The organism is uncultured Bradyrhizobium sp. (genome assembly GCF_947648125.1).
GTDB lineage: Bacteria > Pseudomonadota > Alphaproteobacteria > Rhizobiales > Xanthobacteraceae > Bradyrhizobium.
This window is the reverse complement of record NZ_CANSMR010000001.1, coordinates 284,408-299,987: the sequence shown is the minus strand read 5'-3', so window position 1 is coordinate 299,987 and position 15,580 is coordinate 284,408. Positions and strand designations below refer to the sequence as shown.

Annotated in this window: 15 protein-coding genes and 2 pseudogenes; 6 read left to right on the top strand and 11 right to left on the bottom strand. The window is 60.6% G+C overall.

Going from position 1 to position 15,580, the window contains the following annotated elements; genetic code table 11:
- Window positions 1-35 precede the first annotated feature (35 nt).
- Window positions 36-1,211: a nucleoside triphosphate pyrophosphohydrolase family protein gene (locus Q0030_RS01480; protein ID WP_298362418.1), complete on the top strand. Its 1,176-nt coding sequence runs from the start codon at window positions 36-38 to the stop codon at window positions 1,209-1,211.
- Complete coding sequence (locus Q0030_RS01475) at window positions 1,208-1,915, top strand: uracil-DNA glycosylase (RefSeq protein ID WP_298362416.1); 708 nt, start codon at window positions 1,208-1,210, stop codon at window positions 1,913-1,915. The genes Q0030_RS01480 and Q0030_RS01475 overlap by 4 nt, the downstream gene beginning before the upstream one ends.
- On the opposite strand, the gene Q0030_RS01470 is transcribed toward Q0030_RS01475, so the two are convergent.
- The 10 genes from Q0030_RS01470 to Q0030_RS01425 form a co-directional block, all read right to left on the bottom strand.
- Window positions 1,888-2,670 (bottom strand): hypothetical protein, encoded by a 783-nt coding sequence (locus Q0030_RS01470; RefSeq protein WP_298362415.1) that lies wholly within the window; start codon window positions 2,668-2,670, stop codon window positions 1,888-1,890. The two genes, Q0030_RS01475 and Q0030_RS01470, sit on opposite strands and share 28 nt — an antisense overlap.
- Window positions 2,642-3,328: a C1 family peptidase gene (locus Q0030_RS01465; protein ID WP_298362412.1), complete on the bottom strand. Its 687-nt coding sequence runs from the start codon at window positions 3,326-3,328 to the stop codon at window positions 2,642-2,644. The genes Q0030_RS01470 and Q0030_RS01465 overlap by 29 nt, the downstream gene beginning before the upstream one ends.
- A complete protein-coding gene (locus tag Q0030_RS01460) occupies window positions 3,325-4,338 on the bottom strand; it encodes an ImmA/IrrE family metallo-endopeptidase (protein WP_298362410.1) in 1,014 nt (337 codons plus the stop codon). The genes Q0030_RS01465 and Q0030_RS01460 overlap by 4 nt, the downstream gene beginning before the upstream one ends.
- 3 nt (window positions 4,339-4,341) lie before the next feature.
- Entirely contained in the window at window positions 4,342-4,713 is a 372-nt protein-coding gene (locus Q0030_RS01455) for a helix-turn-helix transcriptional regulator (protein ID WP_298362407.1), read from the bottom strand.
- Window positions 4,710-5,054: a hypothetical protein gene (locus Q0030_RS01450; protein WP_298362404.1), complete on the bottom strand. Its 345-nt coding sequence runs from the start codon at window positions 5,052-5,054 to the stop codon at window positions 4,710-4,712. The genes Q0030_RS01455 and Q0030_RS01450 overlap by 4 nt, the downstream gene beginning before the upstream one ends.
- Before the next feature lie 303 nt (window positions 5,055-5,357).
- On the bottom strand, window positions 5,358-5,801 hold the full coding sequence (ybgC, locus tag Q0030_RS01445; protein ID WP_298362401.1) for a tol-pal system-associated acyl-CoA thioesterase: 444 nt from the start codon (window positions 5,799-5,801) through the stop codon (window positions 5,358-5,360).
- A 491-nt stretch (window positions 5,802-6,292) separates the two neighbouring features.
- The gene (locus tag Q0030_RS01440; RefSeq protein WP_298362398.1) at window positions 6,293-7,354 is read right to left on the bottom strand and encodes an alcohol dehydrogenase; all 1,062 of its coding nucleotides are present in this window, start codon (window positions 7,352-7,354) and stop codon (window positions 6,293-6,295) included.
- A 303-nt stretch (window positions 7,355-7,657) separates the two neighbouring features.
- Window positions 7,658-8,410, bottom strand: a complete 753-nt coding sequence (locus tag Q0030_RS01435) for a glucose 1-dehydrogenase (RefSeq protein ID WP_298362395.1) — start codon at window positions 8,408-8,410, stop codon at window positions 7,658-7,660.
- A 74-nt stretch (window positions 8,411-8,484) separates the two neighbouring features.
- The gene (locus tag Q0030_RS01430; protein ID WP_298362392.1) at window positions 8,485-10,125 is read right to left on the bottom strand and encodes an NAD(P)/FAD-dependent oxidoreductase; all 1,641 of its coding nucleotides are present in this window, start codon (window positions 10,123-10,125) and stop codon (window positions 8,485-8,487) included.
- Window positions 10,126-10,240: 115 nt separating this feature from the next.
- Complete coding sequence (locus tag Q0030_RS01425; RefSeq protein ID WP_298362389.1) at window positions 10,241-11,143, bottom strand: alpha/beta hydrolase; 903 nt, start codon at window positions 11,141-11,143, stop codon at window positions 10,241-10,243.
- Between the two features lie 611 nt (window positions 11,144-11,754).
- Between Q0030_RS01425 and Q0030_RS40540 the strand changes: the two genes are divergently transcribed.
- The 3 genes and pseudogenes from Q0030_RS40540 to Q0030_RS01415 all read left to right on the top strand — a co-directional run.
- Entirely contained in the window at window positions 11,755-12,099 is a 345-nt protein-coding gene (locus tag Q0030_RS40540) for a helix-turn-helix domain-containing protein (protein WP_363323409.1), read from the top strand.
- A 557-nt stretch (window positions 12,100-12,656) separates the two neighbouring features.
- Window positions 12,657-13,538: an AraC family transcriptional regulator gene (locus tag Q0030_RS01420; protein WP_298362386.1), complete on the top strand. Its 882-nt coding sequence runs from the start codon at window positions 12,657-12,659 to the stop codon at window positions 13,536-13,538.
- A gap of 94 nt (window positions 13,539-13,632) precedes the next feature.
- A pseudogene (locus Q0030_RS01415) lies at window positions 13,633-13,791 on the top strand (secretion protein HlyD); the annotation flags it as partial.
- 116 nt (window positions 13,792-13,907) lie between these two features.
- Here the strand turns inward: Q0030_RS01415 and Q0030_RS01410 are convergent.
- Window positions 13,908-14,218, bottom strand: a pseudogene (locus Q0030_RS01410) (transposase); the annotation flags it as partial.
- 69 nt (window positions 14,219-14,287) lie between these two features.
- On the opposite strand from Q0030_RS01410, the gene Q0030_RS01405 reads away from it, so the two are divergent.
- A complete protein-coding gene (locus Q0030_RS01405) occupies window positions 14,288-15,553 on the top strand; it encodes an IS256 family transposase (RefSeq protein WP_298362383.1) in 1,266 nt (421 codons plus the stop codon).
- The last annotated feature ends 27 nt before the right edge of the window (window positions 15,554-15,580 follow it).

Genomic DNA, 15,580 nt, shown 5'->3' with positions numbered 1-15,580 from the left:
GAAGCAATCTCCGATCGTCGAAAGAGGCGGCCATAGTGACGGACGAGTTCACCCCGCTCAGCATTCAGGACTATGTCTCGCAGGCGTTGACCACCGATCAGCGAAGCGACAGCGGTTCGCTCACGTTTCCGCTGCTCGGCCTGTTTGGCGAAACCGGCAGCCTGCTCAGCGAGGTCAAAAAGAAGCAGCGAGATCGAGCCTCGTATCTCGGCTACGCTGGTGCCGTCGTCGAGGAATTGGGCGACGTACTTTGGTATCTCACGGCGGTTGCCGCGCGTGGCGGGCTGTCCCTCGGCGATATCGCAGGAAATCTAAATCGAGGATATGCGGACTGGCAGCGTGCGCCTGATGACCTACTTTCATTCGCTTCCCTCCAACCCGCGATAATGACTCGACGATCGGAGCCGACGCTGGCGTTCGAGAAGACGCTGCTCCAGCTCGCGGGCGAAGTCGGCCTACTGATGACCGACCACGAGGCCGGCCGCCTGACCAATAACCAAGCAGCTTTGGCGGGCCGCCTGGTTGCGATCATGAGAACTGTGATTCAGGCCGCGAACGAGGCGGGCGTGACGCTTGAGGCGGCGGCGGTCAAGAATCTGAGCAAGATCTTCGATCGCTGGCCTCGCGAACGTATCTACCCGGCGCCGCTTGACGAGTCCGCGGAAGCTGAGGAGCAGTTGCCCCGCGACCTCTACGTCGACGTGTTCGAACGCAAAGTTCGCGGCCAGACCTACGTGTTTCAGCGCTGCAACGGCCTGAACATTGGCGATCGTCTGACCGACAACGCCATGACGGCCGATGACTACCGCTTTCACGACGTTTTTCACTACGCCTACGTGGCGGTCTTGACTTGGTCACCTGTCATCCGCAGTCTTTTCCGACTCAAGCGCAAGAGCGATCCCAAGATCGACGAGGCACAGGATGGAGCCCGCGCCACGCTGATCGAAGAAGGCGTGGCGACATGGATATTTGGGCAAGCCGTGGCCCTGAATTTCATCGCTGACGTTAGAGTTGGTGAGTTGCCGTTCGACATGCTCAAGCATGTCCGCCAGTTCGTCGCCGGGTATGAGGCGGAGCAAATTCCGTTGTGGCTTTGGGAAGAGGCGATCTTGCAGGGCTATGCCGCTTTCCGCTTTCTGCGCGAGCATCGGCGCGGACGTCTCCACATCGATACGAATAACCGTCGTTTGACAATCGAGACACTACCTTGAAAACGCCGAAGTCCTTTACCCAAGCCCTCGCCGAAACCCACCTGCCTTCGGTGTTCAACCCTTATGCCGATTGTTGTGCGACTTATGATCGAGCAGATGCGGCGCGCGTCCGGCGGCGGAATCTTGTGCGCTGCCTGGACGCAGCCCTAACCGCGCATGTCGACACGATCTGGATCGCCCGCGATCTGGGCTATCGCGGCGGCCGCAGAACAGGCGTGCCGCTGACGGACGAGGTCCATTTGGGCCAGGCGGCGGCGCTGATGGGCGGCATAGCGCTGGATCGCGCGACAAGAGGTCCGGCGGTCGCGGAGCGGACCGCCGCCATCGTCTGGAGCGTGCTCACTCGAATCGGCGAGCCCGCAGTGTTGTGGAATATATTTCCTCTTCATCCGCATGAGGCGGATGACCCCTTCTCGAATCGCTGCCACACAAGGGTCGAGCGCGAAGCCACGTGGCCATTGCTCATGGCTCTCGTTGCGATGATCAAGCCCCGCCGGATCGTGGCAATCGGCCGCGATGCCGGTATGGCGCTAAACGGCCTCGATATAACGGTCGAGATCGTCCGCCATCCAAGTTACGGTGGCCAAGCCGGGTTCATCTCGGGCGTCAATCACATCTACGGTCTCGCAGCCGACGATGACGACCGACAGACGCTCGAGCTTCCCTTCTCCGGCACTCAAGCCGCGAGAGGGGCTGCCGCCTGATCGAACTTTGCGATCATCGCAGTAATGTCGGACCGGCTGGCAGGCTTTCCGTTGCGGCGGGGCTGGTCGATTTCGGCATGGGTGGAAATGACGGTGAGCGCGCCGACCTTGAGGCCCGCCTCGTGAGCGACAAAGTCCATTAGGCGACCAAGGCCGATCAGGTTGCCCAGCAGCTTTTCGATGTAGAAGTGATTGCGATACATCGCCGTCAGGGTCAGCGTCTTTTCCGTGCCAGGTATGACCTTGAAGCTCATGAAACTGAGGCACTGTCCGCCATAAGGCGAATTATCGACATCCCTGACCGGATCGAACAGCGACAGCTCGAACTTGTTGAGGGCCCGCACATCCTCGTTTTTCAGGCGTTCTACGATATCCCAGAGCTGATTGGGCGCGTCACCCTCGGCCACCGGATATTGGATCATGCGCTCGAAATAGTAACCGGACCAGCGTTCGCTTCGCCGAACCTTCTTCAGAACATTGTCGCGGAAAATATCGAAGAAGGCAGGTGCGCCAAAGCGGCGATAAAGGCCTGCTGGAAAAATGGTGTTCGCCACCGTCTCCACCGACTTGTCGCAGTCAGACAGGAACTCGTCAACGACCGCGACTCGGGTATCCGCCGACGTTGCATTGGCGATCGGATCTGCAATATCGATGATCACATTATAGGCCGAGTGGCCCGGTCGATTATCGACGGCGCGCACGGCTTCGCGCCAGGCGCTCGCGCAGTCAGGCTGCGATGGGATCGGCAGGTACATCGACCTCCTCCAACAAGGTTGCGGCCGCATAGATGCGTGTGCCAAGGAACCGCTCCGTAAGCCAGCCGTAGCCGGCATCGCCCCAACTCGGCCCCCAACTGTTGCGCACCAAGACGGCGCGCTGGCCGTCGACCTTACCGTGGCCGACGGCGATGACGGCATGGCGTCGGTCCGGCTCGGGTTGCTCGCCGGGCGCTGGATCGACGACACCTTGTGGAGTGCGCTGATAGAAGGCGCGCGACAGCATCGTGAGGACGATCACCGGGCGCCCCTGATCTAATTCCCGGATGACGCGATCGATCGAGTGTGTAGCGATCGCGCCGTTGCGGCCGAACAGCTTGCCGACCTCGCGCGGCGGCGCCCATGACGCTGCATCTGCGGGTGTTGCCGATAGATAGGGCCAGCCGCTCTCTTCGGGTTGCCCATCCTTGCGGAGCGCCTCCAGCATTGAGGACAGGACTGCGCCGGTGTTCGGCATTCGGCCGGCGCGCCGTTGCGCCTGATAGAAGGCATATTCGCAGGACAACGGTACCCAGCCCTCACGTAGAGCGGCGTGTGCATCGCTCGCCGCGAAGGCAAGGCAGGTAGGGCGTGCCCCTTGATTGCGGGCAGCGCCGAAAGAAGCCCGCAGATCGACCGAAATCGTAATGTCGCTCATGCCGCCTCAAGCAGCCTCCGCCGTTCGGCGCGCGAAAGCCCCTCTTGCTCAGGACCGGTGAGATCGATGTCCATGGCAAGGGTGGCAAGCGGCGGATCAGGATCCCATGGTCGACGTTCGTCGATCGCGAGCCGTCCGCGATAGGTGTCCGGTGGCGCCGCCGTCACGCGCCTGATGACAGGCCCGCCGACGCCGTCGGCGTCAATCGCCTGCAGGTCATCGCGAACAATGGCGAAACCGCTCTCCTTGAGCTGATCGATGTCCCAGAGATAGCCTCCGCCGCTGTGTTCTTCGAGCCTGAGAACAAACAGATCGTTGCGGCTCCCATCGATGCGCGCTCCTGCGTCGCGCTCGGTGAGCAGCCAGACGTCGCCGCGGTAGTCTTGCGGCTGATACGCCTCAAGCAGGGCGACTTTCATCTCACGCGGTTGAGTCTGAAGAAGCTCCCGGGCCTGCGCCGCTTGGATGAATCTGTGGCGGGCGAGCGTCCAGCAAGTCGCCTCATAACTCGCGCCGATCCGCAACGAGAGCTGATAGACTGCACTCGGTCGCCGAAAGTTGGGAGCGGTCCAGCCCTGACGGGCCGCATGCCAAGCGACGAGCCAGCGCGGCATCATGAACTCGACCGCGAATGCGTCGGCCTCAACCTCCTGAAAGTCGCCCGTCGGCTGCGCCTGCAGCAGCATCCGTCGCAGAATGCTTTCGTCATCGAGACTGGGCTGATGCTGTAGCCGGAAGTGACCGAGCTCATGAGCCGCCGTGAACCGTTGAATGCTCATCGGACGCTGCGTCGTAACGAGGACGCCGGGCTCAGGTTCGCTCAGATAGGCACCAAGGAGTCCTTGCAGGGGCCGCACGAGCAGGGGCAAATTTAAGGCATGGATGGCCGCGAAGACATCGACGTTGCCGCCGGCCGCCTCGATCTGCTTACGCAGGTCAAGTTGCTGATGTAGCCGGGCCGCGGCCATCGTGCCGGCACGTACCGCGCTCGGATAATCCGCGGCCACCATCGATCAGCCTTGCGCGGCGCGCGAGCGTGCGCGCAGGTATTCGGCGAAACGCCCGAGCTCGGTGCGGTCCTGCTCCGATAAGTCGGCCGCCTTGCGCGCCAGGTGGGCCACATCGATTGGCAGGCTCGCTGCAGCGTCCTCCCCGGTGAAATAGCCCACCGGCTGACGGTACAGCTTAGCAAGCCGGGCGAGTTCGATCGCCTCGACGCGGCGCTGACCGTTTTCGATATCCGTGAGCGCCGTTCGTGGGATTTTTAAATAGCTTGCGACTTCTTCCTGCTTAAGACCGAGATACTTGCGCGCTTCACGTAACCGATCGCCCAAGAGTCGGCGCGCTTCGTCATCGTTGTCTTGATGAACTGCGAGCTCGGTCATGACTTCGTTCCTTTCTTCTTCGTCCACTCTTTCTCCAAACGGGGTAGTAGCTGGCCGAGTGCGCTGTCGACTGAAGTGTATCCGCCTGCCCGGACAACGCTTTCAGGCAGCTCAAACCCGACAATCGGTTCAACTGCGCATAGGATTGAAACGACCACCAACGAGTCCACGTGAACGGATGCTTTGGCGATATCTGCCGGTGCCGCCGGCAGGGCCAAGCCTCTAATCGAAGCCTCAATCTTGACGGCCTCAACCAACTCATCGCGCAGTTTTGCCTCGACGGCGGCCAAGGGAAACGGCGCAATCTTGACGGGCGGAGGCGCGAGTGTAACGGTTACCATCGTTGTGTCTATCTAGGACCCGTAGCCAATATAATGTCTGATTTTCCGACATTCAAGCGGTATTTCTTGCCTTCGGTCGAGGGCACCGTCAGCGCCCCCGCGCGGTGCAGTCGGAAGAGCTTCGCGAAGAAATCGGTGATCCTCGATTCGGCGCCATCGCCGACCAACTCGTTCCCGCCGAAACGGTAGAGCTCATACCCAGCGAGGCGAACTCGCGGTCAGCCGAGACCATGTCGCAACAGAAACCTAACGGGTTGCTTTCATTGGGTCGCTGGACGGCTAAGGCGTGAATGGCGAGCAGGTTTACCTATGGTCTTCCATAACAAGCCGCAGCGCCTTCGGGATGCGCTGTGCTTTTCCGCCTGAGATAAAGGCCACGCGTACACGCGCCGTGACTAAGAGATCGTCTGCGCGCCTGCATTCCTGCAGCAAGGTAATGGACGCGCCTCTCACCTCTTGCGGTAGCGTGACGACGTCAAGCACGTCGTCCAAGACCGCCGGCTTTAGAAAATCGATTGTCATCGAACGGACAACAAAGGTAAAGCCGGGCGCATCGTTCCGCGCTTCTTGGAGCAGCGCGTGCTGATTGGTTCCGAGCAGGCGCAAGTAATTCGTTCTGCCGCGTTCCATGAAGCGCAAAAAATTCGCGTGATAAACAATCTGACCGGAGTCAGTATCTTCAAAATAGACGCGGACCTGCATCTGATGGCGTCCGTCGCGAATTTCGCCGTCAAGAGAGGCTGTCACATTGCGATTCCCATTATTGCGGTTCCGAGAACCAATTGTCTTGCACAGAGGCGCTTTTCTGAGCAAGCGCCAAAACTCTTGGGCTTGGCTCCTGCAGTCGGAAGCTCTAGCGCCCTGCGGTGTGAATGCGGCATGCACTTTGCCGAGGATCAATAGCGGCCAGCCAGACAAAGTATCGCGAAGTGACCTGCTCCCCTGAGAGGCCCCCGGTTTAAGTTAGGGTTCTGCACTCCTGAAGTGCTCCCCGAAACTAGGCCAGGCTGTGCTGGAATTTTCCGGGGTTATGCTCATGCCGGCGGGGGCGCCGATGAGCCATTCAACAGCGATGTCGGCGCCGCCGTCGCTGGATTGTAAACGGCCGTGCGCTGTTCCAAGGCGCGATCGCGCCATCTTCCATCGATCAGGAGTCAAGTGTCAGAGTAAATTATCTTCATCAAACCACCAGAGGTGCAGCTTTCGTTGGGTCTTCGCCGAAGCCAACTGCGCGCCGGTTACGCATCGGCCAGAATTGCCCGACCAACGATCTTGCCTGCGGCGAGGCTGTTCAGCACGGTTTCTGCCTCGTCCAGCTTGTAGCAGGTCGTGGGAATTGGATTGATCGCGCGATTTCGGGCAAGCTCCATCAGTTCCGAGAACTCTCCGGGTGAACCGGCATAGCTGCCGCGGATCGTGAGAGAGCGCAGGGCAATGAGGGGAAGCGCCCAAGGGGCAGCACCGCCGAAAAGCCCGACGATGACGTATGTTCCGCTCTTGCCCAGGGCGTTGAACCCGAGTTCGGCAGTCGCCTCGGCGCCGACGAAATCGATCGCCGCCACAGGCGCCTCGCCAGCCGCAGCATGAATTTGCGCCACGGCATCCGAGGCGCTGGGGTCAATTGCCGCGCACGCCCCCGCGGCGAGGGCCGACGCCCGTTTGACAGGATCGATGTCAACGAACACGGGAGCCTTGGCATCCAGCGCTTGCAGCAGCTGTGCGCACATCAGCCCCAGCCCGCCGGCGCCGATGACCAGAAGAGCGTGATCCTTCAGCGTACTCTCGACCTTCTTGAGCGCGCCATAGGCCGTAAGCCCCGAACAGGCCAGCGGTGCGGCGGTTTCGGGAGGGATGCTTCCGATGTCATAGAGATATTTCGGATGAGGCACGCGGATCTGCGTGGCATAGCCGCCGTCAACGTGAATGCCGAGAAACTTTGGCGTCAGGCACAGTTGCTCTTCCCCCGAGACACAGGTCGCGCAGGTGCCGCAACCGATCCAGGGATAGACCACATAGATCTTTCCGGTGTCGAACTTGCCCGCATCCGGACCCTTGGCGACCACTTCACCTACGGTTTCGTGCCCCATCACCCGCGGCAGTTCAATCCCGCGCTTCGCGAATTCCAGTCGGCGGCCGTGACCAAGATCGTAACCGCCGTCGCGGATATGCAGGTCGGTGTGACAGACACCGGCGGCGGTCACGGAGAGGACGACTTCGGTTCCCTGAGGGGTCAGATCCGGCCTGTGATCCGCGCGCAGGGGCTGGCCAAATTCATGAACGCACTGACAATGCATGATCATATTCCTCTCTCTCAGAGCGCATCCACGATTGTTGCCGTGTGGATGCGCGGTCATTGGAATCCGGCAGGAAACCATCGCTCTTTTTCGGACGATCGACGCTTCCGCCTTGCCGAAGGGGGTTCTCCAACCCTCGCTTCTGCAGCGTTAGAAGAACTTCGCGATCCGGTTTCCCTCCGTTTTGATGTCCAATTTCGCAACTTGACCTATCACACCACAACTAGCGCGCTTTCCGACCGCCCCGATTGCTGACTGCCGACAGGCAAACTGCCAGCAGTAGCGGATCCGCAACCGGCAAAGATGGCGTCAGTTGGCGGTGTAGCCACCGTCGACCACCAGTTCCGCACCGTGCACGAACGAGGATTCGTCCGAAGCAAGGAACAGAACTACCTTCGACACCTCAATCGGCTGGCACGGCCGGTCGTAGAGCGTAGCGCCCATGATCGCCTTGCGGGTCTCGGGGTCACCGTGGAGCAGATCCTTGGTCATGGGCGTGTCGATGACACCGGGATGGACCGAGTTCACACGAATACCGAACTGGATCAGATCGACCGCGCAGGATTTCGTCAGAAGCCTGACAGCCCCTTTTGAGGCGATGTAGGCCCCTGCTGAGGGCGCGCCAACGATGCCATATATCGACGAAATGTTGATCACCGACCCGCCGTTACCTTTCATCAGCGGGACGAAGGCCCGAATGCCAAGCCATACACCGCGCACGTTCACGTTGAAGACGCTGTCCCACTCCTCGTTCGTGGTTTCATGCGCGGGTTTCAGGATGAGAATGCCCGCGTTGTTGACCAGGATATTCAGCTTCCCGGCTTTCGCCTTGACGGTATCGACGGCGACCGCCCAATCGCCTTCCTTCGTGACGTCCAGTGCCAGGAACTCGGCCTTGCCACCTTTCGCAACGATGCCGTCGGCTACCGCCTTGCCCGCAGCCGCGTCGCGGTCGCAGACGAAGACATAGGCCCCTTCGGCAGCCAGAACCTCGGCATGGGCCTTGCCCATGCCCATGGCGGCGCCTGTGACAAGCGCCACCTTGTCTTGAATTCGTTTCATTGGTTTTCCTCCCTTGATCTGCACAGTCATTCATGCCGAAAGCCATTAGTTGGCTTTCGGCGAGGTGGGCGAACTCAGGCCACTTCTTCCGTCGCTTGATCGAAGATCAAAGTCTGATAACCGCCATCCTTCACCGTGTTGATCGCGTTACGATAGTTGCCGAGGCCCGCCATGTAGAACATCACTGCGTTCTTCTTGCCGGGGATGTTTGCGCCGAAGATCCAGGATTCGGCTTTCGGGAAAAGGGTCGCGTCGGCGATCGTGCGGCACTGGCCCACCCATTCGTCGCGCGCCGCCGCGGTCGGCTCGATGGAATTCAGGCCCTTGACCTCCATCATCTCGATCACATCGGAGATCCATTCCACCTGCGTCTCGATGCTGGGCGGGAGGTTGGTGAAGGGACCGTTGGGGCCGAGGATCATGAAGAAGTTCGGGAAGTCCGTCTCCATCATGCCCAGATAGCCAAGTGGGCCGTCCTTCCACTTATCGCGCAAGGTCACGCCGTTCCTGCCGCGCATGTCGATCCGGGTGTAGTTGCCGTCAACGGCATCGAACCCGGTGGCGAAGATGACAACGTCCAGCTCGTGCTCTGCCCCGCTGGCAAGCCGAATGCCCGTTGGGGTGAACTCGGCGATCGGGTCGGCCTTCACATCGGCCAGTGTAACATTGTCGCGATTGTAGACGTCGTAGTAGTCGTTCCCGCAGAGCGGACGCTTGGCATAGATGTCCTTGGGCGTCAGCTTCTTAGCTATTTCGGGGTCTTTGACGATCTGGGTGATCTTCTTCTTGATGAAATTCGCCGCCGCGTCATTGGCGACCTGGCTGGTCGCGATGTCGCAGAAGGTGCCAAACATGAAATAGAAGCCGCCGCCGCGTCGCCACGCCGCCTCGAACACGCGCTCAAGTTCCTCGGGCGTGGCGGTCTCGGCCGGAACGGTGCTTTCCTCGAAGCCGAAGGCCACGACCGACGATTTCACCTGCTTCCAGATCTCGTCGTAGCTGGCCTTCTGGCTTGCGATCGTCTCGGCATCCTGCGGCGTATTGCCGATCGGAACGACATATTGCGCCGAACGCTGGAACACAGTCAGGTGCTTGGCGATCGGTGCGGTGGCAGTAATCACCTGAACGCCGGTCGAACCGGTGCCAATGACACCAACACGCTTGCCGGTCAGATCCACGCCTTCGGGCCAAGCGCCGGTATGCAGGATCTTGCCCCTGAAGGTTTCGATTCCCTTGAACTTCGGAAGGTTCGTGGCCGACAAGAGCCCGAGACCAGTGATCAGATACTTTGCCGTGACGCTCTGGCCCTTGTCGGTCGTCACCTTCCACAACCCGGTTGCTTCATCGAAGTGGGCGGCCGTGACCTTGGTGTTAAATTCGTAACTGCGGCGCAGATCGAGATGGTCGGCGACCTCGTTCATGTATTCGAGGATCTCGGGCTGGGTCAGATAGCGAGTCTTCCAGCGGCCCCGCTGCAGCAACTTCTTGTCAAAGGAAAAGCGGTAGACGAAGCTTTCGGTATCCGACAGCGCGCCGGGATAGCGGTTCCAGTACCACGTCCCGCCGACATCGCCCGCACTGTCATAGGCCTTGACGTTCATGCCCTGTTCGTTGCGCAGCTTGTGGACGGAATATAAGCCACCGAACCCGGCGCCGACGACGACGGCGTCATAATCCGCGCCTTTGGTCCGGGTCTTTTCAAGTGTCTTGTGCATGGTCTTCCTCCTTGGATATGGCTCCGCCGTCGCGCCGAAGACGCGGTTAACGGACCATTCGATTGTGATGGATGAAGGATGGCACTACGCCCGCCCGGGACGCAGGGCCACTCGATTAGAGCGAGCGATACCAAGCGGCGATGCGCGCCAGTTCCTGATCCGCCTCGGGGGCGCGGCCCGACAGGGCCGGGAAGACGTGCTGCATGCCCGGCACGACCGAAAGCGTCGCCTTCACACCTTGCGCCTTGGCCTTGTCAAAAAGCGTCTTGGAATCGCTCTGAAGCGTCTCTGCTCCACCGCAGGTGATATAGAGCGGCGGGAAGCCCGTGAAATCGTTCTCCAGCGGGTTCGCCAGCTTGTCCAGTGGGTCGGTCTGACTGCCAAGGAACATGCCCCGCATCGCCTCAAGAATGCTGCGGCTGACCAGCGCATCGGTGGCGGCGTTCGTTTGCAGCGTGGCGCCGCGTAGCGCCATGTCTAGCCAAGGCGAATAGACGATCACCGCGCCCGGCAGCGGCAGTCCAAGGTCACGGCACTTCAGGACGCTGGCGATGGCCAGGTTGCCACCCGCACTGTCACCAGCAGTAAGGATGTTCTTGGGCTCAAACCCTTGGGCCAGCAACGCCTTGTAGGCCGTGATCGCGTCCTCGATCTGCGCGGGGAATGGGTGTTCTGGCGCGCGGCGATAGTGCAGCACGACCGAAGTCACACCCAGCGCCTTGGCCAGATGCCCGGCCATCTTGCGGTGGCTGTCGGCGGAGCCCACGGCAAATCCGCCGCCATGGGTGTAGACGATGACGCGTGACGTGTCAGCGCCCGCGGGCAGCGCCCAGATCGCCTCGACCCCGCCAGCGTGATCGCTCTTGTAGCTGACGTTTTCGGGCTCCAGCGCGGGCTGGCCCCATTCGTCGAACATGCTGCGCAGATTCAGGATGGTGAGATTCGGATTTGCGACCATCTGGTCGGTCCAACTCTGATAAAGCGCGCGCAGCGCGCCGGCTTCCTTGTTGATTGCCATATTTCTCCTCCCAGAGATCGGTTTGTCTTGCAGATGCCTCGTCTGCCCAGTCGGTATCCAACTCGGCACACGCGGGTCGTGCGTCCTCCTACCAGTTTTCGATTCTAGAAAGCGTTGAAGTGGCCTGTATTGGATGCTCTTGCTCGATACACTGTATTTTCTTGCTGCCCGGGCGAGGCGCGCGCATCCCGCGTAGCATGGGCTGGAACGCCGCCAAGCCGGGCCTTGCAGCAGGATGCAATCCGTTCGGCACGCGAAGCGTGCCGAACGTGCTCGTAAGTGCGGAAGAGACGCGCGAGATACTGTGACCTTAATCAAGCGGTCTCTTCCTTCCGAGCTGGTGCGGCCGCGCACCCGGTGCCATTTGTCCTCGTCACGGCTGCTTCACCGCCTTGGCCTTTAATGCGTCGAGCTGCAGGAGAACTCATTTCTTCAGTCGTTACGAAGTCCCGACCTGTGCCGCGCCTGTGCCGCGCGAGCGGAGAGGTATTTATTCCGACAGGCGGAATATTATTTTGCAACTTGACCGAGGGAGCTGTTTCAGCCTAATTCTTGGCCGGCTACGCTTCAGGTGAAGAGCCGGATGAGGCCAAGGAAGGAACGCAACCCCGATGCGGGGCAGACCGGAAATTCCGTGGTCACCTTTGGCGCGGTCTGGAAATCCTGCGGGCCGTGGCCGCGAGGGCGAGGCGCTCGGCAACAGGGATTTCGCCGCTCGGACGGGAATTTCCAAGTCCAGCATATCGCGCCTAACCTATAGGTTACACAAGCTGGGATACCTCAGCCACGCCCCCGATGCGGCACGCTATCGAATGGCCACCCTGAGATCATCGATGAACTCCGAGATCACGAGGGTGAAAATTGGAGCTTGGTCCAGCCGGGCATCGAAGCCGCCATCGAAAGCTACGTCACGCGTGGCTATTGCAGTTCCTTTGGCGAATGGCGAAACGACGTGAATGCAGTCGCCGCGCCCCTTGTTCCCCGCGACGGCTCGCCCATCCTAGTCTTTAACTGCGGCGGCCCATCACATTCTTTGACGCGCGAATGGATCGAGAGCGACGTCTGTTTCGGAGATTGCCCTGTGACACCATGCCGCGCAACCTTATGTGACACCGTGCGACCGCTCCACTTGGCATGTTCTTGTTCGAACCGGTCTGGCGGACCGCTAGGCCTCGGGTCGCAGGATCGCACGACCTGCCCGATGCGGGAAGGCGTTATCGCAGTGATCGTCGACGCCGCGACCATCGCGTTATCCTCTTAGCGGAGCGGGAATCGCAGCATGGTCCTCGCGGCCACGAGAGCGGAGTTCGGCAAGGAGCTTGGCGCGCAAGTCAGAGCGGGCTGCTGTCTTCACCGGTGTCTGCCGCGTAGCGCAGCAAGGCCGGCATCTAAGGGATCGGAAAAAAATGCCCGAATGCACTGACATCTTTAAGAACGGAACGGCGGTCCAAGACGCGATGATTTGCCGCAGAACTGCTTCCTGAGCCCGGAAGATGCAGGACAGGGAGAAGCGATGAGTAAGTTTCTTGTGCCACCTGATAGAATACCTCAATGGATTCCGGGGGTAGAGACACTGGATTCTTCGCACCAGAACTGGAAGGGCGTTACCCTGAAGGGTTATCACTACGAAAGTCAGGCGGCAGCGATCCCGCCGATGCGTGATTACATGATCGTCGCTTATGGTGGCTCGTCGACATCAATGCGACGATCCACCGGCAGATTATGGGAGGAAGCGATCGTGGGCCGGGGACGGATTTCCCTGCTCACCCGTGCAGAACGATCCACCTGGACTTGGCGTGATCCGATCGAGGTCCGTCACATTTATCTCGGCCACGAAGGGATCGTATCCGCCGCCGAAGGTGTATTCGACCGCGACCCGCAATCTATCGAGATCGCAGATCGAGTTTCGGGGGAAGACCCCTTTATCTTGAACTGTTTCAACATGCTCGAGGCCGAGCTGAAATGCGGCAGGTTAGGGCAGCGCCTGATGGTTGACGCCGTGCGTAGCCAACTTTCCGTGCATCTTCTGCGCCACTACGCCATGGTCCGTTTGACCGACGACTCCGGCGCGGCCCTTACGGCGGCACAGAGGAAACGGATTATCGAATTGATAGAGGCCCGCCTGGCCGAGAATATTAGCTTGGACGAGCTCGCAAACGCCGTCGGCATGAGCCCCTTCCATTTTTCTCGCAGGTTCAAGATCGCTTTCGGGATACCCCCCTATTCCTATGTCATCCACGCGCGGGTGACCAAGGCACAGGAAATGTTGCGCCGTCGCAAGGTCGCCCAAAAGGTCATCGCGCTCGAATGCGGGTTTGCGGATCAAAGCCACTTCTGCAACACTTTCCGGAAGATCGTCGGCATCTCGCCGACCGATTACCAGAAAGCTGTATGATCCCGTTCTCGCCCCGTCAAGCAGTACTTGGGCACTGCTGTCGGGAGCCGATCATATCGGCTGCTGTGACCCCAGGGCCGAAGGATGTCCGGCGCTTCGTGGAACAGTGACACGTGTCGACCCAGCCGGCTTCCTCAAGGTCTCGACGCTCGGGATCGAGGAGCAGCGTGTTCACATCGAGATCGATTTCGTCGACCCGCCCGAAACGTGGTCGGCGCTTGGGCACGATTATCGAGTGATCGTACATGTAACGAGTCGTCCGTGAAGAACTCTGTAGAACTCTGGCTTCAGGCTGGAGCGGCCTGAAGCGCGGCGGTGAGAGCGGAGAGGATTTGGCGCAGCCGTCCGGCTGGGTGTGCAGCAGAAAGCGACGCAGCGCTCCGCTTCATTGGCATCATCCAGCTCCCACGCCTTGCGCGGTGTTCGGCGGACGCTGGCAACATGCTTCTTCGGGGAGCGCTCGGCGATATTGCGCGCCTTGTGCACCTGACAGCGTGGATCGGCGTCGTCCGACCGAACGTCGCCTTGACGGCCTTGGACAGCGCCTTGGCGCCATCGAGAACGAACAGGCGCGGCTGCTTGGGATCGAGCCCGCACGCCACGAGGTTGTCGAGTAGGGCCTGCACCGCTGCGGCATTCTCGGTGGCGCCCTGAGCTATGCGGGAAAGTGGGTCATGACGGATTGAGAGAGGCGGCGTATCGAGGCGGGTGTCGAGCCTGCCAGAACCTCTCAAGGAGAGCGATACGCCATGAACGAGACTACCAACATTCTAGCTTTCCGTCAGCCGTCTGCGGTTGACGATCCACTGACAGAAATTCTGCGAAATGGAGCCCGTGAGTTGCTGGCGCGGGCCGTCGAGATCGAGCTGCAGGCCTTTCTGGAGACGACGGCGGAGCTGAAGCTGCCGGATGGCCGCGCCAGGGTGGTTCGGCACGGCTTTGGCCCTGCGCGTAAGATTGCCGCGGGGATCGGCGCGATCGAGGTCGCCCGACCCAAGGTCAGAGACCGCGGTGCGACCGGAGCTGATCGGATCCGCTTCACCTCGGCGATCCTGCCGCTGTGGGCGCGGCGGACGAAGAGCCTGGATGCCCTGCTGCCGATCCTCTATCTGCGCGGCATCTCGACCGGCGATTTCCAGGAAGCGCTCTCGGCGCTGCTCGGCAAGGATGCGCCGAACCTGTCGCCATCGGTGATTTCAAGCCTGAAGGGGCAATGGCAGGGCGAGTACGAGCGCTGGCAGACGCGCGATCTGTCGACGCGGCGCTATGTCTACGTCTGGGCCGACGGCGTCTTCCTGCAGGCCCGGATGGAGGATCACAGCGAGTGCATGCTGGTGCTGATCGGTGCGACACCCGAAGGCAAGAAGGAACTTATCGGCTTCCAGGTCGGCGTGCGCGAGAGTACCCAGAGCTGGCGCGAACTTCTGATCGATATCCGGCGGCGCGGACTGCAGATCGCGCCTGAACTGGCGGTCGGCGACGGCGCGCTCGGCTTCTGGAAGGCGCTCGACGAGCTCTTCCCTGGCACGCGACGACAGCGCTGCTGGCAGCACAAGACCGTCAACGTGCTCAACAAGGTTCCGAGCTCCGTGCAGGGCGGCATGAAGAAAGCCCTGCAGGGCATCTCGATGGCGCCGAGCCGGGCCGTCGCGGAGCTTGCACTCGAAACCTTCGCCGAAAAATACGGCGCCAAATATGCACATGCTGTTGATTGCCTGATCAAGGATCGCGACGATCTGCTGGCATTCTACGACTTTCCTGCCGAGCACTGGGTCCACTTGCGAACCACCAATCCGATCGAAAGCGTATTCGCCACGGTGCGACACAGAACAGTTCGGACCAAGGGAGCGTTGTCGCCACAGACTGCCAAGCTCATGGTGTTCAAGCTGATCGAAGCAGCCTCGAAAACCTGGCGTCGATTGAAAGGCACAAATCAGTTGCCGAAGATCATCGCCGGTGTCAGATTTGCCGACGGCATCGAGGTCATTCCGACCCAGAAAAGCCACGCCGCCTGATCGGCCCCATCACCTAGATTCAGGCAT